Source organism: Pseudomonas azotoformans (genome assembly GCF_001579805.1).
Lineage (GTDB): Bacteria > Pseudomonadota > Gammaproteobacteria > Pseudomonadales > Pseudomonadaceae > Aquipseudomonas > Aquipseudomonas azotoformans_A.
Map to the genome: position 1 here is coordinate 141,013 of NZ_CP014546.1, position 21,015 is coordinate 162,027.

Annotated in this window: 19 protein-coding genes; 12 read left to right on the forward strand and 7 right to left on the reverse strand. The window is 61.9% G+C overall.

Features of this window, described 5'->3' with window-relative positions; all coding sequences use genetic code 11:
• Nucleotides 1-88: 88 nt before the first annotated feature.
• Nucleotides 89-712, forward strand: a complete 624-nt coding sequence (locus AYR47_RS00695) for a flavin reductase family protein (protein WP_033898532.1) — start codon at nucleotides 89-91, stop codon at nucleotides 710-712.
• Here the strand turns inward: AYR47_RS00695 and AYR47_RS00700 are convergent.
• Both AYR47_RS00700 and AYR47_RS00705 read right to left on the reverse strand, forming a co-directional pair.
• Nucleotides 709-951 carry a hypothetical protein gene (locus AYR47_RS00700; protein WP_033898533.1) on the reverse strand — a complete coding sequence of 81 codons (243 nt, stop codon included), beginning with the start codon at nucleotides 949-951 and terminating at the stop codon, nucleotides 709-711. The two genes, AYR47_RS00695 and AYR47_RS00700, sit on opposite strands and share 4 nt — an antisense overlap.
• Nucleotides 952-993: 42 nt before the next feature.
• Nucleotides 994-1,335, reverse strand: a complete 342-nt coding sequence (locus AYR47_RS00705; RefSeq protein WP_028617774.1) for an antibiotic biosynthesis monooxygenase family protein — start codon at nucleotides 1,333-1,335, stop codon at nucleotides 994-996.
• Between the two features lie 328 nt (nucleotides 1,336-1,663).
• Between AYR47_RS00705 and AYR47_RS00710 the strand changes: the two genes are divergently transcribed.
• On the forward strand, nucleotides 1,664-2,593 hold the full coding sequence (locus tag AYR47_RS00710; protein ID WP_016975491.1) for an AraC family transcriptional regulator: 930 nt from the start codon (nucleotides 1,664-1,666) through the stop codon (nucleotides 2,591-2,593).
• Here AYR47_RS00710 and AYR47_RS00715 read toward each other — a convergent pair.
• The 4 genes from AYR47_RS00715 to edd are packed head-to-tail and all read right to left on the reverse strand — an operon-like array spanning nucleotide 2,590 to nucleotide 7,595.
• Nucleotides 2,590-4,017 carry an ATP-binding protein gene (locus AYR47_RS00715; protein WP_161630237.1) on the reverse strand — a complete coding sequence of 476 codons (1,428 nt, stop codon included), beginning with the start codon at nucleotides 4,015-4,017 and terminating at the stop codon, nucleotides 2,590-2,592. The genes AYR47_RS00710 and AYR47_RS00715 overlap by 4 nt on opposite strands.
• 31 nt (nucleotides 4,018-4,048) lie before the next feature.
• Nucleotides 4,049-4,783: a response regulator gene (locus tag AYR47_RS00720; protein WP_016975493.1), complete on the reverse strand. Its 735-nt coding sequence runs from the start codon at nucleotides 4,781-4,783 to the stop codon at nucleotides 4,049-4,051.
• Nucleotides 4,784-4,815: 32 nt separating this feature from the next.
• Complete coding sequence (locus tag AYR47_RS00725) at nucleotides 4,816-5,772, reverse strand: glucokinase (RefSeq protein WP_033898534.1); 957 nt, start codon at nucleotides 5,770-5,772, stop codon at nucleotides 4,816-4,818.
• Nucleotides 5,769-7,595, reverse strand: a complete 1,827-nt coding sequence (gene edd / locus AYR47_RS00730; protein WP_028617778.1) for a phosphogluconate dehydratase — start codon at nucleotides 7,593-7,595, stop codon at nucleotides 5,769-5,771. The genes AYR47_RS00725 and edd overlap by 4 nt, the downstream gene beginning before the upstream one ends.
• A gap of 221 nt (nucleotides 7,596-7,816) precedes the next feature.
• Between edd and gap the strand changes: the two genes are divergently transcribed.
• The 7 genes from gap to AYR47_RS00765 all read left to right on the forward strand — a co-directional run bounded on the left by gap (nucleotide 7,817) and on the right by AYR47_RS00765 (nucleotide 16,639).
• Entirely contained in the window at nucleotides 7,817-8,818 is a 1,002-nt protein-coding gene (gap, locus tag AYR47_RS00735; RefSeq protein WP_038845935.1) for a type I glyceraldehyde-3-phosphate dehydrogenase, read from the forward strand.
• A 91-nt stretch (nucleotides 8,819-8,909) separates the two neighbouring features.
• Nucleotides 8,910-9,428, forward strand: a complete 519-nt coding sequence (locus tag AYR47_RS00740) for an RNA polymerase sigma factor (protein WP_033898538.1) — start codon at nucleotides 8,910-8,912, stop codon at nucleotides 9,426-9,428.
• 74 nt (nucleotides 9,429-9,502) lie between these two features.
• Nucleotides 9,503-10,471 carry a FecR family protein gene (locus AYR47_RS00745; protein WP_061433925.1) on the forward strand — a complete coding sequence of 323 codons (969 nt, stop codon included), beginning with the start codon at nucleotides 9,503-9,505 and terminating at the stop codon, nucleotides 10,469-10,471.
• Between the two features lie 115 nt (nucleotides 10,472-10,586).
• On the forward strand, nucleotides 10,587-13,160 hold the full coding sequence (locus tag AYR47_RS00750; RefSeq protein WP_033898541.1) for a TonB-dependent receptor: 2,574 nt from the start codon (nucleotides 10,587-10,589) through the stop codon (nucleotides 13,158-13,160).
• A gap of 133 nt (nucleotides 13,161-13,293) precedes the next feature.
• Nucleotides 13,294-13,902: a biliverdin-producing heme oxygenase gene (locus AYR47_RS00755; RefSeq protein ID WP_033898543.1), complete on the forward strand. Its 609-nt coding sequence runs from the start codon at nucleotides 13,294-13,296 to the stop codon at nucleotides 13,900-13,902.
• A 57-nt stretch (nucleotides 13,903-13,959) separates the two neighbouring features.
• The gene (locus AYR47_RS00760; RefSeq protein ID WP_033898545.1) at nucleotides 13,960-14,361 is read left to right on the forward strand and encodes a YbaN family protein; all 402 of its coding nucleotides are present in this window, start codon (nucleotides 13,960-13,962) and stop codon (nucleotides 14,359-14,361) included.
• Between the two features lie 139 nt (nucleotides 14,362-14,500).
• Complete coding sequence (locus AYR47_RS00765) at nucleotides 14,501-16,639, forward strand: methyl-accepting chemotaxis protein (protein ID WP_061433927.1); 2,139 nt, start codon at nucleotides 14,501-14,503, stop codon at nucleotides 16,637-16,639.
• On the opposite strand, the gene AYR47_RS00770 is transcribed toward AYR47_RS00765, so the two are convergent.
• On the reverse strand, nucleotides 16,636-17,199 hold the full coding sequence (locus tag AYR47_RS00770; protein WP_016975503.1) for an NAD(P)H nitroreductase: 564 nt from the start codon (nucleotides 17,197-17,199) through the stop codon (nucleotides 16,636-16,638). The genes AYR47_RS00765 and AYR47_RS00770 overlap by 4 nt on opposite strands.
• A 139-nt stretch (nucleotides 17,200-17,338) precedes the next feature.
• Here AYR47_RS00770 and AYR47_RS00775 point away from each other — a divergent pair, with 139 nt between their 5' ends.
• The 3 genes from AYR47_RS00775 to AYR47_RS00785 are packed head-to-tail and all read left to right on the forward strand — an operon-like array spanning nucleotide 17,339 to nucleotide 20,962.
• On the forward strand, nucleotides 17,339-18,766 hold the full coding sequence (locus AYR47_RS00775; protein WP_061433929.1) for a di-heme oxidoreductase family protein: 1,428 nt from the start codon (nucleotides 17,339-17,341) through the stop codon (nucleotides 18,764-18,766).
• 31 nt (nucleotides 18,767-18,797) lie between these two features.
• Nucleotides 18,798-19,862 carry an imelysin family protein gene (locus tag AYR47_RS00780; RefSeq protein ID WP_061433931.1) on the forward strand — a complete coding sequence of 355 codons (1,065 nt, stop codon included), beginning with the start codon at nucleotides 18,798-18,800 and terminating at the stop codon, nucleotides 19,860-19,862.
• A gap of 2 nt (nucleotides 19,863-19,864) precedes the next feature.
• Nucleotides 19,865-20,962, forward strand: coding sequence for a DUF1513 domain-containing protein (locus AYR47_RS00785; RefSeq protein WP_061433933.1), 1,098 nt, complete (start codon nucleotides 19,865-19,867; stop codon nucleotides 20,960-20,962).
• The last annotated feature ends 53 nt before the right edge of the window (nucleotides 20,963-21,015 follow it).

Here is a 21,015-nt window from a genome sequence, read left to right on the forward strand (position 1 = left end):
TGACACAGCCCTTTTTTTGTTTTGAAAACCACCAACTGTGCAGTGCACTATGACCGCCTCCCAGAACTGCGCACCAGGAACCCCGGCCATGTCCGACGATATCCATTTCTACGAACCCGCCAACGGCCACGGCCTGCCTCATGACCCGTTCAATGCCATCGTCGGCCCCCGGCCCATTGGCTGGATTTCGTCCCACGACAGCCAAGGCCGCCTGAACCTGGCGCCCTACAGTTTTTTCAACGCGTTCAACTACATTCCGCCGATCATCGGGTTTTCCAGTGTCGGGCGCAAAGACAGCCTGAACAACATCGAACAGACCGGCGAGTTTGTTTGGAACCTGGCGACCCGCCCGCTGGCCGAGCAGATGAACCAGAGTTGCGCCCCGGTATCACCCGAGGTGAATGAGTTCGAATTGTCCGGCCTGACGCCGGTCGCTTCCAAGATCGTGGGCGTGCCACGGGTGGGCGAGAGCCCGGTGTCGTTCGAGTGCAAGGTGACGCAGATCATCCAGCTTCAGCGCGCCGACAAAGCATTGGTGCCTAGCTGGCTGGTGCTCGGCGAAGTGGTCGCGGTGCACATTGCCAAATGGCTGCTCAAGGACGGCATCTACGACACCGCCGCCGCCGAGCCGATTTTGCGCGGTGGCGGCCCGGCGGATTACTTCCAGTTGGGCCCTGAGGCCCTGTTCAAGATGCATCGACCCAAGGCTTAGGATTCAGCCGCCCACGCCAACTGACCTTCTTCGTCGACATCGACCAACCGCTCCAATTGCAGGGTGGCCGCATCATCGGCGTCGGAGGCGGTCTTGAACGTCTGGCCATCAAGGATCTTGTGAAAGCGCGGTGCGCCCATGCCATCCAGTGCCTTGACGGCGACGGCGGCGCTGTAGCCACCCTCCCCTGGTACTACGGCGGAAACGGCTTCGTGGTGGGCAAATTGTTTACGTGCCATGTTGCAGGTCCTGGCCAATGGAAAGTCGGCCATTCTAGACCTTCAGCCGGCGAGTTGCAGGTACTCGCCATAGGCGTGTGCAGCGGATGCGTCAGTAAAGGTCTGGAAGTCCATGCTGCGGACCACCATGTCGTTCAACAACTCGGTCAGGATCATCAGGGCTGGTGAGTTGAAGTAGGCGCTCATCGCCTCCTCACTGCTCCAGAAACCGGAGATCAACCAGACATCTGGATCGACCTGGGAATGCTGCAACGAGAATTGCAGGCAACCCTGAGCCTGACGGCCCGGTTCGATCAAACTGCTCAAGCGTGCACCGAGTTCGGTGCTGCACCCGGTGCGGGCGCGGATAAAGGCCATATGGCTCGCGGGAATGGGGGTGGACATGTTCGACTCTCCCGTTGAGAAGTGATGCTCGGCAAGCACTGTGAGGGCGTGTTGCCACAGGATCAAAGATAACGGCGCGAGTGCGGGCGCGGTTAGTCAATTCCTGTCGGCTTATTGCACAATCCTGCGAGAAGCGTAGAGAGGACGTCTGGCGCAGCTGTTTTATTCCATGGGCCAACGCCTTGTTTCAGGGAGATGACAGGTGTTGCGATTGCCTGATTCACGATGCGCCGCAGGATCAGGCAAGGATTGTGCAGAATCGACGTAACACTTTTTGAAAAGCCGCCGCTAAGCTGAACCCATCGAAGTAGCCAGTAGAGGACGCTCCATGTCGTCGCCCGAACATAAAGCCATCCCCCTCGATGCCGAGATGGAAAAGCAGCGCGCCGAACTGGCCAGCATCGTGCACCGGCATACCTGGGAGGACGGCTCCTACGGTACCGCCATCACCACCTTGTTCCTGAACCGCCACAACACGCCGCGTGACTTCATGCCGGTGTTGGTGGAGCCCGCTCTGTGCATCCTGGCCAGCGGCAGCAAGGAAGTGCGCCTGGCTGACGAGATCTTTGCCTACGACCCACTCAATTACCTGGTGTTCTCGGTGGCGATGCCGGTGGCTGGGCGGATCATCGAGGCCACCCCGGAAGACCCGAACCTGTCGGTGCGCATCAATATCGACCCGGCGCAGCTAACGGCCTTGATCGCAGAGGCAGGCCCGATGGGGGTGCCGTCGCGCCCGACCTCCCGTGGCATGTATGTCGACCGCATCGACGGCCAACTGCTCGACGCCGTGCTGCGCCTGGCGCGCCTGCTGGACTCGCCCAAAGACATCGCCATGCTGGCGCCGCTGATCAACCGCGAGATTCTTTATCGCCTGTTGCGGGGTCCCCAGGGTTATCGCCTGTATGAAATCGCCGTGGCCAACAGTCAGAGCCATCGGGTCAGCCAGGCGATCAAATGGTTGAACGGCAACTACGAGCAACCGCTGCGCATCGACGACCTGGCCAAGGAAGTGAACCTCAGCGTCTCGACCTTGCACCACCGCTTCAAGGCGATCACCGCCATGAGCCCGTTGCAGTACCAGAAGCAACTGCGCTTGCAGGAAGCGCGGCGGTTGATGATCGCCGAAGGGTTGGAAGCGTCGGCGGCCGGGTATCGCGTGGGGTATGAAAGCCCGTCGCAGTTCAGCCGCGAGTACAGTCGGTTGTTTGGGGCGCCGCCCCTCAGAGATTTGGCCCGGCTGCGCCAGAGCATTTAGTCGAGAGTGCGCGGCAGTTGCAGGGTCACCCGCAACCCACCCTCACGCAAATTCTGCAGACTCACTTCCCCGCCATGGCTATGGGCAATGTTGCGCGCAATCCCCAGCCCCAGCCCGTAGCCCTGTTGCTGCCCGGCCAGGCGGAAGTGCGGTTCGAAGACTTGCTCCAGGCGTTGCTCGGGCACACCGGGGCCTTCGTCATCCACATGCAGGATAAATTCCACGCCATCGTCTTCGATGCGCAGATGGGCGTTCTGCCCGTACTTCAATGCGTTGTCGATCAGGTTGCCGATGCAACGCTTGAGCGCCAGCGGCTTGCCCGGATACGTCGTCAACGCCCGGCCATGCTGGGTCACGCGACCATTGCCGTTCGGCGCCAGGTACGGTTCCACCAGGCAGTCGAGCACATGGTTCAGGTCGACCGGCTCGATATTTTCGTGGATATCCGTGTCTTTCACGCATTGCAGCGCGCCCTTCACCAACAACTCCAGCTCATCCAGGTCGCGGCCAAACTTGGTTTGCAGGTTCTCGTCTTCCAGCAATTCCACGCGCAGGCGCAGTCGGGTGATCGGTGTGCGCAAGTCGTGGGAAATCGCGCTGAACAACTGGCTGCGCTCGGTCAGGTAACGGCTGATGCGCTCGCGCATGGCATTGAACGCACGGCCCACTTCCACCACTTCGCTGCCGCCACCTTCGGCCACCGGCTCTACGTCGGCGCCCAGCGACATGTCCCGCGCGGCCCGTGCCAAGCGCTTGAGAGGGCGACTTTGCCAGTGCACCAGCAGGCCGATGAACAGCAACAGGAAACCGCTGGTCAGCACGATAAACCACACCTGCTGGGACGGCAGGCCTTGTTCTTCCAGACTGGTGTAGGGCTCGGGCAATAGCGAGGCGATGTACAGCCATTCACCGGGCGCGAGCTGGATCTGAGTGACCAGCACCGGCGGGTTTACCGGCTCCAGGGTCAGTGCGTAGTGGGCCCAGGAACGCGGCAGTTCATCAAGTTTGAGGCCGGCATTGAAGATACGCAGGTCCTCGGCGCTGACGAACTCCACCGAGATATGCACATCGGCGCCGAGGGTTTGTTTCAGCACTTCATCGACCGCCTCAAGCACCGCCTGCTTACGCGGGGTCTGCGGCAGGATGGCCATGTCCAAGGGGCGATCATTGAGGGTCACGACAAAACGCGTGCCGCCCATGCTGCGCAATTGATCGAGGACCAACGGACGGTAGGCCACCGGCAACGAACGGAAATAACTCACGCTGGCGGTCATCGAATGCGCCAGGCTGCGGGCGCTGGTGACCAGGCCTTCGAGCTGGGTGGCGCGCAACTGCGAGACCCAGATCACGCTGGACAGCGCCTGGGCAAACAACACTGCCAGCAGCGTCAGCAACAGCATGCGCCCCAGCAAAGAACGGGGCACCGGGAAGCGGCGGCGGCGCTCAGTCAGATGTTCAGTGGGCATTGCCGGCAACCACGCTGGCTGCCAGTTGATAACCGCTGCCGCGCACGGTACGGATCAGCCTCGGGGGTTTTTCAGTGTCGCGCAGGCGTTGGCGCAAGCGGCTGACGGCCATGTCGACGATACGGTCCAGCGGCATCAGGTCACGGCCACGGGTAGCGTTGCCGATGGTGTCGCGGTCGAGGATCTGTTGCGGGTGGTCGAGAAACAATTTGAGCAGGGCGAAATCGGCCCCGGAAAGGATCACTTCCTCGCCATCCACATGGAACAGGCGGTGGCTGATCATATCCAGGCGCCATTCATCGAACACCAACACTTCGCCACCACTGCTGCGTTCCTGGCCAAACTGGCAGCGACGCAACAGGGCTTTGATCCGCGCCTGCAACTCGCGGGGGCTGAAAGGCTTGCCGATGTAGTCGTCGGCGCCCAGCTCCAGGCCGATCACGCGGTCGGCCTCGTCGGAACTGGCGGTGAGCATGATGATCGGCACCTGCGCCTGGCGTGGGTGCTGGCGGATCCAGCGGCAAAGGCTGAAGCCGTCTTCGTCCGGCAACATCACATCGAGGATGACCAGGTCGCATGGCGCCTCGTTCATCGCCTGGCGGAACCCCGCACCATCCGGCACGCCACGCACCTGGAAACCGGCGCGACTGAGGTAGGTCTGCAGCAATTCGCGGATTTCCTGGTCGTCGTCGACGAGGAGAATCGATTTACTGATTACGCTCACGGGGTCCTCCTTGTTGTTATAAGTGTTGCAGGTCAGGCAAACGCCTGTTCCAACGCGACGCCGGCCCCGGTCAACCCGGAATACGGCGCGGTTACCAACCACACCGGAATGCCCTTGAAGTAGTCGCTCATGCAGCCCTTGTCGGCGAAACTCTTGGCAAAGCCGCTGTTGATAAAGAAGTCGGCAAACCTCGGTATCACCCCACCCACGATGTACACGCCACCGCGTCCACCGGTGGTCAGCACATTGTTGCCGGCGACGCGGCCCAGCCAGATGCTGAACTGGTCCAATACTTCCATCGCCACCGGGTCGCCGGCCAAGCCTGCGGCCGTGATGGCCTCGGGGGTTTCCAGTACCGGCGTGTGGCCGTCGACCGCGCAAATGGCACGGTACAGACGCGGCAACCCGCCACCGCTCAAGGCGGTTTCGGCGCTGACGTGGCCGATCTCAGTGTAGATGTGCTGCCACAGCTGGGTTTCACGCGGGCTGCTCAGGGGCAGGTCGACATGCCCGCCCTCCCCCGGCAACGCCGCAAAACGACCTGCGCCGAGGTCCAGCAGCGTCCCGACTCCCAGGCCTGTGCCAGGGCCAATCACTACCGCCGGGCGCAACGGCTCCGGCGTACCCTCGCAAACCACACGGAATTCGTCGGGCTTGAGGCGGGTCATGCCCAGGGCCATGGCCGAGAAGTCATTGACCAGCAGCAGTTCATCGACCTGCAACGTCTTGCAAAACGCAGTCTTGCTCAGGCGCCAGTGGTTGTTGGTGAATTTAAATTCATCGCCGCTCACCGGTCCGGCGACCGACAGGCACACCGCACCGATTTCGCCGATTTGCAGGCCTTCCTCGTTGAGGTAAACCTTGATCGCGTCTTCAGGGCTGGAGTGATCCGCCGTGGCATGCACGCGGATCGAATGCAGTTCCTGATCGCGCCACAACGCGAAACGGGCGTTGGTGCCCCCGATATCACCGACCAGCGCAAGCTTCACTTAAGCGTCTCCAAGGCAGAGGTAAAGGCGCTGGCGCCCTGCTCTGCGGAGCTTGCGGCCAAGCGCATAAATGCAAACAGCTCGCGACCGGCCCCCACGTTATTGCCCAACAGGCCCGTGGCAGGCGCGCGCGCTGCAAATTCGTCGGCGTCCACCTTAAGCTCCAAGGTGCCCTTCACGCCATCCACGCGAATGATATCGCCATCGCGTACCCGCGCCAGTGGCCCGCCGCTCTGGGCTTCGGGGTTGACGTGAATCGCGGCGGGGATCTTACCCGACGCGCCGGACATGCGCCCGTCTGTTACCAGTGCGACTTTGAAGCCACGGTCTTGCAACACGCCGAGGAACGGCGTCATCTTGTGCAATTCGGGCATGCCATTGGAGCGCGGGCCCTGGAAGCGCATGACGGCCACGAAGTCTTTTTCCAACTGGCCGGCCTTGAACGCGTCGGCCAGGTCTTGCTGGTCCTGGAACACCACCGCCGGTGCTTCAACAATCTGATGCTCCGGCGCCACGGCCGACACTTTCATCACGCCGCGACCGAGGTTGCCTTCCATCACACGCAAGCCGCCTTCCGGCGAAAACGCTCGGGCCACGGGACGCAGGATGCTTTCATCGAGGCTTTCGATCGGGCCATCGCGCCAGATCAGTTCGCCGTCGACCAGGAAGGGCTCCTGGGTGTAGCGGCTCAGGCCCTTACCGGCCACGGTGTTGACGTCTTCGTGGAGCAGGCCAGCTTCGAGCAGTTCGCGGATCAGGAACGACATGCCGCCCGCCGCCTGGAAGTGGTTGATGTCGGCCTTGCCGTTTGGATACACGTGGGACAGGGTCGGCACCACCTCGGAGAGGTCGGCCATGTCGTCCCAAGTGAGGATGATGCCCGCCGACATGGCGATGGCTGGCATGTGCAGGGTGTGGTTGGTCGAACCGCCGGTGGCGTTGAGGGCGATGATGGAGTTGACGATGGATTTCTCGTCGACGATCTCGCCGATCGGCATGAAGCTGCCGTTGGCTTTGGTCAGGCGCGTGACCTGGTGCGCGGCCTCGCGGGTCAGCGCATCGCGCAGCGGCGTGTACGGGTTGACGAACGAGGCGCCCGGCAGGTGCAGGCCCATCACTTCCATCAGCAGCTGGTTGGTGTTGGCGGTGCCGTAGAAGGTGCAGGTGCCGGGGCTGTGATAGGACTTCATCTCCGATTCCAGCAGCTCTTCGCGAGTGGCCTTACCTTCGGCATAACGCTGGCGCACGTCGGCTTTCTGCTTGTTGGAGATGCCCGACGGCATCGGGCCGCCCGGCACGAAGATCATCGGCAGGTGGCCGTAGCGCAACGCGCCCATCATCAGGCCGGGGACGATCTTGTCGCAAATGCCCAGCATCAGCGCGGCATCGAACATGTTGTGGGACAGCGCTACCGCCGTGGACATGGCAATGACTTCACGGCTGAGCAGGCTCAACTCCATGCCCGGCTCGCCCTGGGTCACGCCATCGCACATCGCGGGGGTGCCGCCGGCGAACTGGCCGACCGAGCCGACTTCGCGCAAGGCTTTCTTGATTTGTTCAGGGAAATGCTCGTACGGCTGGTGAGCCGAGAGCATGTCGTTATATGACGAAACAATTGCCACGTTGGCGGCATTCATCATGCGCAGACTATTTTTATCTTCAGTGCCGCAACCGGCCACGCCGTGGGCGAAGTTGGCGCATTGCAGCTTGCCGCGCATCGGACCGTCGGTGGCTGCACCGCGAATGAGCGCAAGGTAGGCCTCGCGGGTGGCGCGGCTACGGGCGATAAGCCGTTCGGTGACCTCAAGAACGCGGGGATGCATGTGTAGAACTCCAGGCTAACGGATGTGGCGACCTGAGTGTCTATGCTGATCAAACGCCCGCAGCGCATGGGATGGCAGGGAGTCGTTTGGATCATCGGACCAGTTGATTCAGGTCACTCGTTGTAGATTGAACAAAATATTGCCACTAAAAAGGCTTGTTTTCTATTTTTATGCGAATAATCTTGTAATTCTTACAACAAATCGACGACAGGCACTTTCCAATGACTCTTCGTATCGCAATCAATGGTTTTGGCCGTATCGGCCGTAATGTCCTGCGCGCACTGTATACCCAAGGCTACCGCCAGGATTTGCAGATCGTCGCCATCAACGATCTGGGCGACAGTTCGATCAACGCCCACCTGCTCAAATACGACACCGTGCATGGCACTTTCGACGCAGAGGTCGCCCACGATCAGGAAAGCCTGACCGTCAATGGTGACCGGATTGCCGTCAGTGCCATTCGCAACCCCGCCGACCTGCCGTGGGCTGCGCACAAGATCGACGTGGTGTTCGAATGCACCGGTCTGTTCACCGACCGTGACAAGGCTGCCGCCCATATTACCGCCGGCGCGCGCAAGGTGATCATCTCGGCACCGGCCAAGGGCGCGGACGCCACCGTGGTCTACGGTGTGAACCACGACATTCTGCGCCAATCCCACCAGATCATCTCCAACGCGTCGTGCACCACCAACTGCCTGGCGCCTGTGGCCCAGGTGCTGCACCGCGAGTTGGGCATCGAAAGTGGCCTGATGACCACGATTCACGCCTACACCAATGACCAGAACCTGACCGACGTCTACCACACCGACCCGTACCGTGCGCGTTCGGCCACCCAGAACATGATCCCGAGCAAGACCGGCGCAGCTGAAGCCGTCGGCCTGGTGCTGCCGGAACTGGCGGGCAAGTTGACCGGCATGGCGGTGCGTGTACCGGTGATCAACGTGTCGCTGGTGGACCTCACCGTGCAGTTGAAGAAAGAAGCCACTGCCGAACAGGTCAATGCGTTGCTCAAGGATGCCAGCCAGCATTCCAAGATCCTTGGTTACAACACCTTGCCGCTGGTTTCCAGCGACTTCAATCACAACCCGTTGTCGTCGATCTTCGATGCCAATCACACCAAAGTCAGTGGCAAATTGCTGAAAGTGTTGGCTTGGTATGACAACGAGTGGGGCTTCTCCAACCGTATGTTGGATAACTGCCTGGCGCTGTGTAACGCCGAATAACCCTCACGGGAAAAGGCTCACAGAAATAGCTACTTGCCATTTGCGTTGATGATAAGCATTATCATTCACTGCAAATCGGTCTGGTATCACTGTGAGCCAATCTCGCTTCAACCACGTTTTTCTCACCCAACGGGTGGTTCTGCTTCGCACCTTGCAGCGGATGGTGAATAACCACAGCACCGCCGAGGACCTGTTGCAGGAAACCTACCTGCGCGTGACTCGGGCCCTGAGCGAGCGGCCGATCGATCACCTTGAACCTTTTGTCTATCAGACGGCGCGCAACCTGGCGCTGGATCATCTGCGCGCGCGCAGGATCCAGGCCCGCACGCTGCAGGAAGATGTCCCGCTGGATGTCCTGCAAAGCGTCGCTGCCCCCATCAGCACACCCGAAGATGCCACCCAGGCCGAGCAAATGCTTGAAGCCTTGAGCGTCAGCCTGGGCCAGTTGAGCGCCCGCCAACAGCAGATCTTCATCCTCAGCCGCCTGCATGGTTGCAGCTACCAAGAGATTGCCGATCAGTTGGAAGTGTCCTTGAGCACCGTGCAAAAGGAACTCAAATTGATCATGGCCATCTGTGTAGGTGTGGCCGAACGGCTGGATCGGCCTTAAGCTTCACCCGAAAGAAGCGTCGACCCAGGCTGTAGGAAAGTTGAATAGAACGTGGCGAAGACCCGAGGAACACCGTGACGGACCCGAATAAACTGCAGCCCCATGAGCTGGCTCATGAGGTGTTGCAAGACACGGCTATGGATCAAGCCCTCGACTGGCTGATCGCCTTGCAGTGCCCGCAACCCGGGCAGCAAGCCGAATTCGAAGCCTGGCTGGCCAGCGATCCCGCCCACGTTCATGCTTTCGCCAAGGCCCAGGCCGCCTGGGGTGGCGCGCCGGTGCACAGTGCCGCCGTCGCACTGGCCGTACCGCGCAAGCCCAGCGCCTGGCGCCGCATCAAACCGCATTGGAAACCACTGGCTACCGCCGCCGTGCTGCTGATCGGCCTGTTCAGCTTCAGCAACCTGCCGGTACGCCTGCAAGCCGACCACCTCACCGTGGTGGGCGAACGCCAGCGCCTGCAACTGGACGACGGCTCCAAGGTGCTGCTGAACACCAACTCGGCGTTTTCCAGCAGCATCAAGGACCACCAGCGCATCGCCCGCCTGTACCAGGGCGAGGCGTTTTTCGAAATCGTGCCCAGCCACGGCCTGCCCCTGGAAATCGACGCCGGCCCTGTCCGTGCCAGCGTGCGCGATACGGCTTTTGCCGTGCGTTACCTGAATGGCGAAGCCCAGGTGCAAGTGCAACGCGGCGATGTCGACCTGAGCAACACCTTCGATGATGCCCGCGTGCGCCTGAGCGCCGGTGAAAGCATCCGCATCGGGCCCAAGGGCTTCGGCCAGCCGGCCAAGCTGGACGCCAACAAGGACCTGGCCTGGGTGCAAGGACGGCTGATTTTCGAAAACTGCCCGATGAGCGAAGTGCTCGCCGAGTTGCGTCGCTATTACCCGGGTTGGATCGTCAACACCAATGACCAACTGGCCAGTGTCGCCGTCACCGGCAATTATCGCCTCGACCAGCCTCTGGATGTGGTGCGATCCCTGGCCCACATCACCTCGGCCAAGCTGTCGGAATACCCGGCGCTGGTGATCTTGAACTAAATGAGAATTATTTTTACTCGATAGCTGAGGGTGGTACGTCTCGTCTTAGCCAATGCAACTGATTCCTATTTGTTTCAGTTCGCAACTATAAGATTCGTACCCCGGAGCGCTCTCGATGTCCTCTTGTTTCAACCGCCGGTCCTCTTCGCCCGTCCTGTCCTTGCTGACGGCCGCCATTCTGCTGGCCGGTGCGCCAGTGATGAGCGCCACCGCCGCCGAACCTGCTGCGCGCAGTCACGGCAACTACAACTTCAGCATCGAGCAGCAATCGCTGGTCTCGGCCCTCAACGCCTTTACCGCCGTGACCGGCTGGCAAGTCGGCCTGCCCGCTGAGTTGGGCCAGGGTGTGTCGTCCCCTGGCGTGCGCGGCCCGCTGCCGCCGGAAAAAGCCTTGGACCGGCTGTTGGTGGGGACCAACCTGAGCTATCGCAAATTGGGCAGCAACAACATCGTTCTGGAAAAACGCGCAGCGGGCAGCACCCTCAACCTGCAACAGGTGACCATCAGCGCCACCCGCAATGAGCAGGACGTGAGCAGCGTACCGAGCACCGTCAGCGTGCATGACCGCGAAGAGCTGGACCGCCAGAACGTCAATACCATCCGCGAGCTGGTGCGCTATGAGCCCGGCGTTTCGGTCGGTGGCGCCGGCACCCGTGCCGGTAACGCCGGTTTCAACATTCGCGGCATCGACGGCGACCGCATCCTCACTCAGGTCGATGGCGTGGAAGTGCCGGATAACTTCTTCAACGGCCCCTACGCCAAGACCCGTCGCAACTACGTCGACCCGGAAATCGTCAAGCGCGTCGAGATCCTGCGGGGTCCGGCCTCGGCCCTGTACGGCAGCAGCGCCATTGGCGGCGCAGTGAGTTACTTCACCCTCGACCCGGACGACATCATCAAGCCCGGCAAGGACGTCGGCGCCCGTCTCAAGACCGGCTACAGCTCCGCCGATGAAAGCTGGCTGACCTCCGGCACCTTCGCTGGTCGCGTGCAGGACTTCGACGGCTTGCTGCACCTGAGCCAACGCAACGGTCATGAAATGGAGTCCTACGACGGCAATAACGCCACCGGCCTGGCCCGCACCGGCGCCAACCCGGAGGACGCGCGCACCACCAACATCCTGGCCAAGCTGGGTTGGAATTATGGTGAAGACAATCGCCTCGGCCTGACCTACGAGAAGTACAAGGACGATCGCGACACTAACCAGAAGAACGCCATAGGCGGGCCGTTCAACACTGGCGCCCCCGTCTCCCCCAACCTGTACCGCGCACGCTCGGGCAACGACACCATCACCCGTGAGCGCTTCGGCCTGGAAAACAGCTTCGCGCTCGAATCGCCGATTGCCGACCGCATCAAGACCAGCCTCAACTATCAGATTGCCAAGACCGACCAGACCACCGCCGAGATCTACCAGGCAGGCCGTCGCGTGCTGCGGACCCGCGATACGCTCTACCAGGAAAAACAATGGGTATTCGATGCCCAACTGGACAAGGCCTTCAGCATCGGTGACACCGATCACCAAGTGACCTACGGCACCACCCTCAAGCAGCAGAAAGTCACCGGGTCCCGTGAAGGTGCCGCCACCTGCCTGGCCGTCGGCAGCGGTTGTACCGCCATCGGCGCCCCCAGCCCGTCCGCCACAGACAGCGTGAGAAAGGCCAGCGACTTCCCGGACCCGACCATCAACACCTATTCGCTGTTTGCCCAGGATCAGATCGCCTGGAACAACTGGACCTTCCTGCCCAGCGTTCGCTATGACTACACCCAGCTCAAACCCAAGCTGACCGAGGACTTCCTCAACGCCACCGACCCGAACCGGATCTACCCACACGACGACGACACCAAGACCTGGCACCGTGTTTCGCCGAAATTCGGCCTGACCTACGCGCTGACTGACCACTACACCTGGTTCGGCCAATACGCCGAAGGCTTCCGCACGCCGTCAGCCAAGGCCCTGTACGGCCGCTTTGAGAATATCCAGCAAGGGTACGTGGTCGAGCCAAACCCGAGCCTCAAGCCGGAAACCAGCAAAGGCATCGAGACCGGGATTCGCGGTAACTTCGACGCGGGTAACTTCGATGTCGCAGTGTTCTACAACAAGTACAAAGACTTCATCGACGAGGACAACACCTCTGTCGCCCCCACCGGGACGATCTTCCAGCCGTTCAACATCAAGCGCGCCACCATCAAGGGCATCGAAGCCAAGGGCCGCATGAACCTGGACGCGTTTGGCGCGCCCCAAGGCCTGTACACCCAAGGTGCGGTGGCGTACGCCTATGGCCGCAACGACGAGACCGGCGAGCCCCTCAACAGCGTCAACCCGCTCAAGGGCGTGTTCGGTCTGGGTTACGACCAGGAACAATACGGCGCGCTGGTCAGCTGGACACTGGTCAAGAAACAGAACCGCGTCGACAGCACCACCTTCTTCTCGCCAGACGGCGACAAGTCCAAGGGCCCGTTCAAGACCCCAGGCTTTGGCATCGTCGACCTGACCGGCTTCTACAAGGTCACCAACGACGTGACCCTCAACGGCGGCCTCTACAACCTCACCGACAAGAAGTACTGGAACTGGGACGACGTACGCAGCTACGACGGCGTCGGCGAAGCCGGCGTGACCTCCCCGGCCAACCTCGACCGCCTGACCCAGCCGGGTCGCAACTTTGCGATCAACGTGATCTGGGACATCTGATCCACCCCACTCACCTCGTCGAAATTTCATCGACGAGGTGAGGATTTTTTACTGTGCCGCGTCTTCTTGTTCGTCTAGTTGATAACAGCTCTCTTTAGGGCACCCAGGCGCTCCCCTTCTCAAGGACTTTTTCATGACCGCTTCTCCAACCGCAGAACGCCCAAACCTTCGCTCCCAGCGCCTGAACCAGATCACCAACGAGCCACACACCAAGCTCGACGCCCTGGTCAAAGCCCACGCGCCGTTTGAAACCCAGGCCAATTTCGCGCGTTTCGTGGTCGCGCAGTACCTGTTCCAGTCGGAACTGGTGGCGCTGTACAACGATGCCGAGCTGATCAAGATCGTGCCGGACCTGGCCGAGCGTTGCCGCGCCGAAGCCGCCAAGCTGGACCTGGGCGACCTCGACACCGAAGTGCCTGCACCGGTCGCCGGCGCCGTGAAGAACCCGAGCAAGGCCGAAGCCCTGGGCTGGCTGTTCGTGTCCGAAGGCTCCAAGCTGGGCGCTGCGTTCCTGATCAAGCGCGCCGTGGGCCTGGGCCTGAGCGAAACCTTCGGTGCCCGTCACCTGGGCGAACCGGCCGGTGGTCGTGCCGAAGGCTGGAAGCGCTTCACCCGTACGCTCGATGCCCTGGAATTCAGCGCCGAGGAAGAGGCTGCGGTGGAAAAAGGCGCAATCGACGCGTTTGTACGCTTCACCGTCTTGCTGGAACAAGCGTACGCTAGCGCCCCTGAACTGGCCTGATACCCTGTAGGAGCGGCTTCATCCGCTCCTGCTTCCTCGACTCTGTAAATCGCTCCCATGACCGGCAAAACCCAATCCACCTCGAAAATCGCCCGGATCCTCTTCGGCCTGCTGGCCTACGTCAGCCTGGGCATCGGGTTGGTGGCGATTGTCGTGCCGGGGTTGCCCACCACCGAATTCATCCTGCTCGCCGCCTGGGCCGCCACCAAAAGCTCACCGCGCCTCAGCGCCTGGCTGGAAAACCACCGGCTGTTCGGGCCCATCCTGTTCAACTGGCGCAACGGCAAGATCATCGCCCGCCGGGCCAAAGTCAGTGCCACGGTGAGCATGCTGCTGTGCGCCATCCTGATGCTGGTGATGCTCGATCATGGCTGGCCGATCTACCTCGCAATCGCCGGAATGAGCCTGGGCAACCTGTGGATATGGTCACGCCCGGAACGGCTTGCAACGCCCATATAACGGCGCGTGTAGGGTTTTTCCTACCGCTCATCGCCTCTCTCTCATGAATTGATTCATGACGCCGATGTTTCAGACATAGCGCTGAATGGACTTGGCCTGCACTGCGTGCTTTCCAACAAGTCCATTCGTGAGTGAACCTATGTTCGACACCCTCTCCATTCGCTTGAAAATCGTGCTGCTGTCGGGCCTTTGCCTGTTGGGGGTGATCGCGCTGGTCGTCGGCATCAACATCTACAACACCAACCAGAACGATCAACTGGTCAGCGACTCCAGTTCGCGCATGCTCACCGCCAGCGTTGAGCAATTGCTGCAGGCCAAGGCTGCCGAGCAAGCGGTGCAGTTGCAGAAAACCTTCGGCGATAGCCTGGTGGCCGTGACCGCACTGGCCGACCAGATCAAGGACTTGCGCAAGCTGGCCACCCAGCGCGGGCTTGAAGCTGGGGCGTTGCGCGAGGCGCTCAACCAGAGCCTGAAAACCGCCTTTGACCGTAACAATAAGGTGTTGGGCATCTGGCTTTCATTCGAACCCAATGGCCTGGACGGCAGGGACAGCGAGTTCATCGACGACAAAGCCCGCGTCTCCAACGAAAAAGGCCGCCTCTCCAGTTACTGGAGCCGCGCCGCAGGCGAAGGCCTGAACACCATCATGGTCGAGGACGACTTGACCAAGACCACCCTCAACCTCAGCGGCACGCCCTACAACATTTGGTACACCTGCCCACGCGACACGCGTAACACTTGCCTGCTGGACCCGTACGAAGACACCGTGGCCGGCAAACCCGTGTTGATGACGACCATCTCGCTGCCGCTGATCGTGGACGGCAAGGTTATCGGCGTGGTGGGCGTCGACATCGCCCTGAATGCGTTGCAAGCCACCACTGATATCGCACAGAAAGACCTGTTCAATGGCGCCGCACACCTGGAAATCCTCTCAAGCACCGGCCTGATCGCGGCCTACAGCGGTGAGCCGGCCAAGGTCGGCAAGAACCTGATCGACACGCTTGGCGCCGAAGGCAAGGAAATCGTGCAGTTGCTGGCCAGTGACAACCGCATGATCCGCGAACAGGACGGCACCATTCGTGCCGTGTACCCGGTCAAGCCGATTGCCGACGCCAAAGCCTGGGGCGTGGTGATCAAGCTGCCCAAAGACGTGATGCTCGCCGATAACGCGAAACTGCAAGGCGTACTCGACGACGCCCAGGCCGCCGGCACCCTCAAGGCGCTGCTGGTGGCCGCCGCGGCCGGCTTGCTGGGCCTGCTGCTGATCTGGCTGACCGCCACCGGCGTAACTCGCCCAATCAACAGCGTGGCCGCCATGCTCAAAGACATCGCCAGCGGCGACGGCGACCTGACTCAACGCCTGGCTTACGCCAAGAAGGACGAGTTGGGTGAACTGGTCAACTGGTTCAACCGCTTCCTCGACAAGCTGCAACCGACCATCGCCCAGATCAAGCAAAGCATCACCGAAGCCCGTGGCACCGCCGATCAGTCCTCCGCCATCGCGCGCCAGACCAGCGAAGGCATGCAGGTGCAGTTCCGCGAGATCGACCAGGTGGCCACGGCCTCCAACGAAATGAGCGCGACTGCCCACGATGTCGCCAACAGCGCCTCCAATGCCGCCAGCGCGGCACGCGGGGCCGATCAGTCGGCGCGCGAAGGCATGTCGATCATCGAGCAGAGCACTCGCGACATCACCACCCTGGCCGAAGAAGTCAGCAAGGCCGTGGGCGAAGTCGAAGCCTTGGCGGTCAACAGCGAGCAGATTGGTTCGGTGCTGGAAGTGATCCGCAGCATCGCCGAGCAGACCAATTTGCTGGCGCTGAACGCCGCCATCGAAGCGGCACGCGCTGGGGAGAGCGGCCGTGGCTTTGCGGTGGTGGCCGACGAAGTACGCAACCTGGCCAAGCGCACCCAGGACTCCGTGGAGGAAATCCGCCTGGTGATCGAACGCATCCAAAGCGGCACCCGTGGCGTGGTGGCGACCATGCATTCAAGCCAGAGCCAGGCCCAGAGCAATGCCGGGCAGATCCATCAAGCGGTGCAGGCCTTGGGTAAGATCAGCGATGCGGTGACCGTAATCAGCGACATGAACCTGCAAATCGCCAGCGCCGCCGAACAACAGAGCGCCGTGGCCGAAGAGGTCAACCGCAATGTCTCGGCGATCCGCACTGTGACCGAAACCCTCACCGGCCAGGCCACCGAGTCGGCGGCCATCAGCAGCCAACTCAATGCGTTGGCCAGCCAGCAGATGAAGCTGATGGATCAGTTCAGGGTTTAAACGCCGGTCCAGGCACTGACAAACGCCGCCACATCTTCCTTGGGCGCTGTGCGCGGTGGATTCTGCGGCGTGCCCAGGTAAAGGAAGCCAATCACTTCCTCGTCTGCCGTCAGCCCCAGGCCTTTGGCGACATGGGCCGAATAGGACAGTTCACCCGTGCGCCAAACGGCGCCAATTCCCTGGGCATACGCCGCCAGCAGGATGCCGTGGGCCGCACAGGCGGCTGCCAGCAATTGCTCGGATTTCGGCACCTTGAAGTGTTCCTGCAAACGGGCAATCACCACCACCACCAACGGCGCACGCAACGGGCCGTTCTGGGCCTTGTCGATGGCGGCTTGTGGCGCGTCGGCGTCTTGCAGGCGCGCAGCCTCGGCCAGCAGCGTGCCCATTTGCTCACGGGCGGCACCTTCAACGGTGAGGAAGCGCCAAGGGCGCAATTGACCGTGGTCGGGGGCGCGCATCGCGGCGGCGAACAGCACGTCGCGCTGCTCCTGGGTCGGTGCCGGTTCCAGCAGACGCGGCACGGAAACACGGTTGAGCAAAGCGTCGAGAGCCTGCATTGGCCACCTCCAGAGAAAAATGTGCGGCCATTCTAGCGGGAATGAATCGGATTCGACCAAACGATAATTGCTCTTATTCATTGCGCCCCGCCCTGTTAGACTTTGCGACCTTATTTTTCGCCATCGTCCGGGAAACTCGATGCTCCGTTCGCTTTTTCGCCTGTCCGCAGCCGTGCTGGCCTTTAGCCTGGCAGCCTGCGATGACGCGCCCAGGTTTACCAAGGCCGAGCCGGGTGAATCACGGGCGGGCGGTGCTGCAACGGTGAACAAGCGCGACCAGAATGCGTTTTCCCTGCCCTCGGCCAACCTGTCGCCTACCCGCCGCCTGGATTTCAGCGTGGGTAACAGCTTCTTTCGCAGCCCCTGGGTGATCGCGCCGTCCACCACCACCGCGCGTGATGGCCTGGGACCGCTGTTCAACACCAATGCCTGCCAGAACTGCCATATCAAGGATGGCCGTGGGCACCCGCCGCTGCCCGACGCACCGAATGCAGTGTCGATGCTGGTGCGCCTGTCGATTCCGGATGCGGCGCCCTATGCCAAGCTCATCGAACAGGTCGGCGTGGTGCCCGAGCCGGTCTACGGCGGGCAATTGCAGGACATGGCCGTGCCGGGCGTGCAGCCTGAAGGCAAGGTGCGGGTCGACTACACACCGGTCAACGTGACGTTCAAGGACGGCACGGTGGTCGAGCTGCGTAAGCCGGACCTGCAGATCACCCAGCTCGGCTACGGCCCGATGCATCCGGATACACGCTTCTCCGCACGCATCGCCCCGCCCATGATCGGCCTGGGCCTGCTCGAAGCCATCAGCGACGCCGATATCCTGCGCAATACCGACCCGAAGACCGCCGACAAAGAAGCCATCGTCGGCCGCGCCAATTGGGTCTGGGACGACGCCCAGCAAAAAACCGTACTCGGGCGTTTTGGCTGGAAAGCCGGGCAACCCAACCTCAATCAACAAAATGTTCACGCGTTTTCTGGTGATATGGGCCTCACCACCTCTTTGAGACCCTTCGATGACTGCACCGATGCCCAAGTCGCCTGCAAGCAGGCCCCCAACGGCAATGGCCCCGATGGCGAGCCGGAAGTCAGCGACAACATCCTGCGCCTGGTGCTGTTCTACACCCGCAACCTCGCCGTGCCGGCGCGCCGTGGCGTCAACACGCCGCAGGTGCTGGCCGGCAAGAACCTGTTCTACCAGGCCGGTTGCCAGGGTTGCCACAAACCCGCGTTCACCACGGCGGCCAATGCCGCTGAACCTGAGCTGGCCAACCAAGTGATTCGTCCGTACAGCGACCTGTTGTTGCACGACATGGGCGAAGGCCTGGCCGACAACCGCAGCGAATTCAAGGCCGGTGGCCGCGACTGGCGTACGCCGCCGTTGTGGGGCATTGGCCTGACACAAACCGTGAGTGGCCACACCCAGTTCTTGCATGACGGCCGCGCCCGCAACCTGCTGGAGGCCGTGCTGTGGCACGGCGGTGAAGCACAAGCGGCGCAGCAGCATGTGTTGTCCTTTAATGCCGAGCAGCGCGCTGCGTTGCTGGCGTTCCTGAATTCTTTATAAGCTTCGCCCCAATTACAGAAGGGAGCTCGACATGTTCCGTCCCAAGTTGTTGTTCACCAGCCTGGCCGCCCTCGCCCTCGGCGCCTGCTCGCCGCAAGACCCGCAAGCGGTGACCTCGGCGGCCATCGCCAAGCAAGTGATCCTGCCGACCTACAGCCGTTGGGTCGAAGCCGACCGCCAACTGGCCGTCAGCGCCCTGGCCTACTGCCAAGGCAAAGAGAGCCTGGACACTGCCCGTGCCGACTTCCTGCACGCGCAAAAGGCCTGGGCCGAGCTGCAACCGCTGCTGATCGGCCCGCTGGCCGAGGGCAACCGTTCGTGGCAGGTGCAGTTCTGGCCGGACAAGAAGAACCTGGTCGGCCGCCAGGTCGAGCAACTGGTCGCCAGCCAGCCGCAGATCGATGGCGCCGCCCTGGCCAAATCCAGTGTGGTGGTGCAAGGCCTGTCGGCCTATGAATACATCCTCTACGACGCCAAGACCGACATCGCCGACGACGCGCAAAAAGCCCGTTACTGCCCGCTGCTGGTGGCCATCGGCGACCGTCAGAAGGCCCTGGCCGAAGAGATCCTGGCCAGCTGGAACAGCACCGACGGCATGCTGGCACAGATGACCAAGTTTCCGAACCAGCGCTACGCCGATTCCCACGAAGCCATTGCCGATCTGCTGCGCGTCCAAGTGACCGCACTGGACACCCTGAAGAAAAAACTCGGCACGCCAATGGGCCGCCAGACCAAGGGCATCCCGCAGCCCTTCCAGGCCGATGCATGGCGCAGCCAGTCGTCCCTGCAAAGCCTCGAAGCCAGCCTCGCCGCCGCTCAGACCGTATGGGTCGGCGTCGACAACAAAGGCCTGCGTGGCCTGCTGCCGTCCGAGCAGAAGCCGTTGGCCGACAAGATCGACGCCGCCTACGCCGCGTCGCTGAAACTGTTCTCCAGCAACCAGCGCACCCTCAATGAACTGCTGGCCGACGACGCCGGGCGCCAGCAGCTCAACGATCTCTACGACAGCCTCAACGTCGTCCACCGCCTGCACGAAGGCGAGCTGGCCAAGGCGCTGGGTATCCAACTGGGCTTTAACGCCAACGACGGTGACTGATGATGCTCAGGCGACAGGCTTTGGCGGTTGGCAGCGTGCTGCTCAGTGCGCTCACGTTGGGCGGCTGGACGCTGTTCAAAGGGAAAGACAAGGGCCCGCTGCTGCTCTCGGCGCGGGATGATGCAGACGGCAGGCACTACGCCGTGGGCTATCGCCTGGACGGCAAGCAGGTGTTTGCCACCCAGGTCGGCCAGCGCTGCCACGACATCATCAACCACCCGACGCTGCCGATTGCACTGTTTGTCGCCCGTCGCCCAGGCACCGAGAGTTACCTGATCGACCTGCGCGATGGCACGCTGCTGCAAACCATCACCTCCAAGGCGAATCGCCATTTCTATGGCCACGCGGTCATTCACAAGAGTGGCGACTGGCTGTACGCCACCGAGAACGACACGACCGACCCCGGCCGTGGCCTGCTCGGTGTGTATAAGTTCGAAGGCGAGCGGCTGGTGCATACCGGCGAGATGTCCACCCACGGCATCGGCCCGCATCAGGTGTCGTGGATGCCCGACGGCGAAACCCTGGTGGTGGCCAACGGCGGCATTCGCACCGAAGCCGAAAGCCGCGTGGAAATGAACCTCAACGCCATGGAACCAAGCCTGGTGCTGATGCACCGCGACGGCAGCCTGATCAGCAAGGAAACCCTGGACCAGCAGATGAACAGCGTGCGCCATATGGGGATCGCCAGCGATGGCACCATCCTCACCGGGCAGCAGTTCATGGGCGCGTCACAGGAGCGTTCCGAGTTGCTGGCAATCAAGCGGCCGGGCCAACCCTTCGTGGCGTTCCCGGTGGCGGATGAGCAGTTGCAGGCCATGGGGCACTACACCGCCAGCGTCGCGGTGCACAGCGATTTGCGCCTGGTGGCGTTGACGGCTCCACGGGGCAACCGCTTCTTTATCTGGGACATGGACAGTGGCGAGCTGCGCCTGGATGGACCACTGCCCGACTGTGCCGGTGTCGGCGCCGTCGAGGATGGCTTTGTCGTGACCTCGGGCCAAGGTCGTTGCCGGTTCTACGATTGTCGTCAGAAACCGTTGGTGGCAAAGCCGTTGGAATTGCCCGCCGGGCTCTGGGATAACCACCTGCATCTGATCTGAGCTGGCGCACAGCAAAAAAAAGGGCCTCGCATCGCAAGGCCCTTTCGTGGGGG

Coding starts and splice junctions, on each gene's coding strand:
- AYR47_RS00750 (WP_033898541.1), top strand. CDS start 10,587: ATGTCCTCTTGTTTCAACCGCCGGTCCTCTTCGCCCGTCCTGTCCTTG.
- edd (WP_028617778.1), bottom strand. CDS start 7,595: ATGCATCCCCGCGTTCTTGAGGTCACCGAACGGCTTATCGCCCGTAGC.
- AYR47_RS00700 (WP_033898533.1), bottom strand. CDS start 951: ATGGCACGTAAACAATTTGCCCACCACGAAGCCGTTTCCGCCGTAGTA.
- AYR47_RS00765 (WP_061433927.1), top strand. CDS start 14,501: ATGTTCGACACCCTCTCCATTCGCTTGAAAATCGTGCTGCTGTCGGGC.
- AYR47_RS00785 (WP_061433933.1), top strand. CDS start 19,865: ATGCTCAGGCGACAGGCTTTGGCGGTTGGCAGCGTGCTGCTCAGTGCG.
- AYR47_RS00760 (WP_033898545.1), top strand. CDS start 13,960: ATGACCGGCAAAACCCAATCCACCTCGAAAATCGCCCGGATCCTCTTC.
- AYR47_RS00775 (WP_061433929.1), top strand. CDS start 17,339: ATGCTCCGTTCGCTTTTTCGCCTGTCCGCAGCCGTGCTGGCCTTTAGC.
- AYR47_RS00705 (WP_028617774.1), bottom strand. CDS start 1,335: ATGTCCACCCCCATTCCCGCGAGCCATATGGCCTTTATCCGCGCCCGC.
- AYR47_RS00695 (WP_033898532.1), top strand. CDS start 89: ATGTCCGACGATATCCATTTCTACGAACCCGCCAACGGCCACGGCCTG.
- AYR47_RS00780 (WP_061433931.1), top strand. CDS start 18,798: ATGTTCCGTCCCAAGTTGTTGTTCACCAGCCTGGCCGCCCTCGCCCTC.
- gap (WP_038845935.1), top strand. CDS start 7,817: ATGACTCTTCGTATCGCAATCAATGGTTTTGGCCGTATCGGCCGTAAT.
- AYR47_RS00770 (WP_016975503.1), bottom strand. CDS start 17,199: ATGCAGGCTCTCGACGCTTTGCTCAACCGTGTTTCCGTGCCGCGTCTG.
- AYR47_RS00755 (WP_033898543.1), top strand. CDS start 13,294: ATGACCGCTTCTCCAACCGCAGAACGCCCAAACCTTCGCTCCCAGCGC.
- AYR47_RS00710 (WP_016975491.1), top strand. CDS start 1,664: ATGTCGTCGCCCGAACATAAAGCCATCCCCCTCGATGCCGAGATGGAA.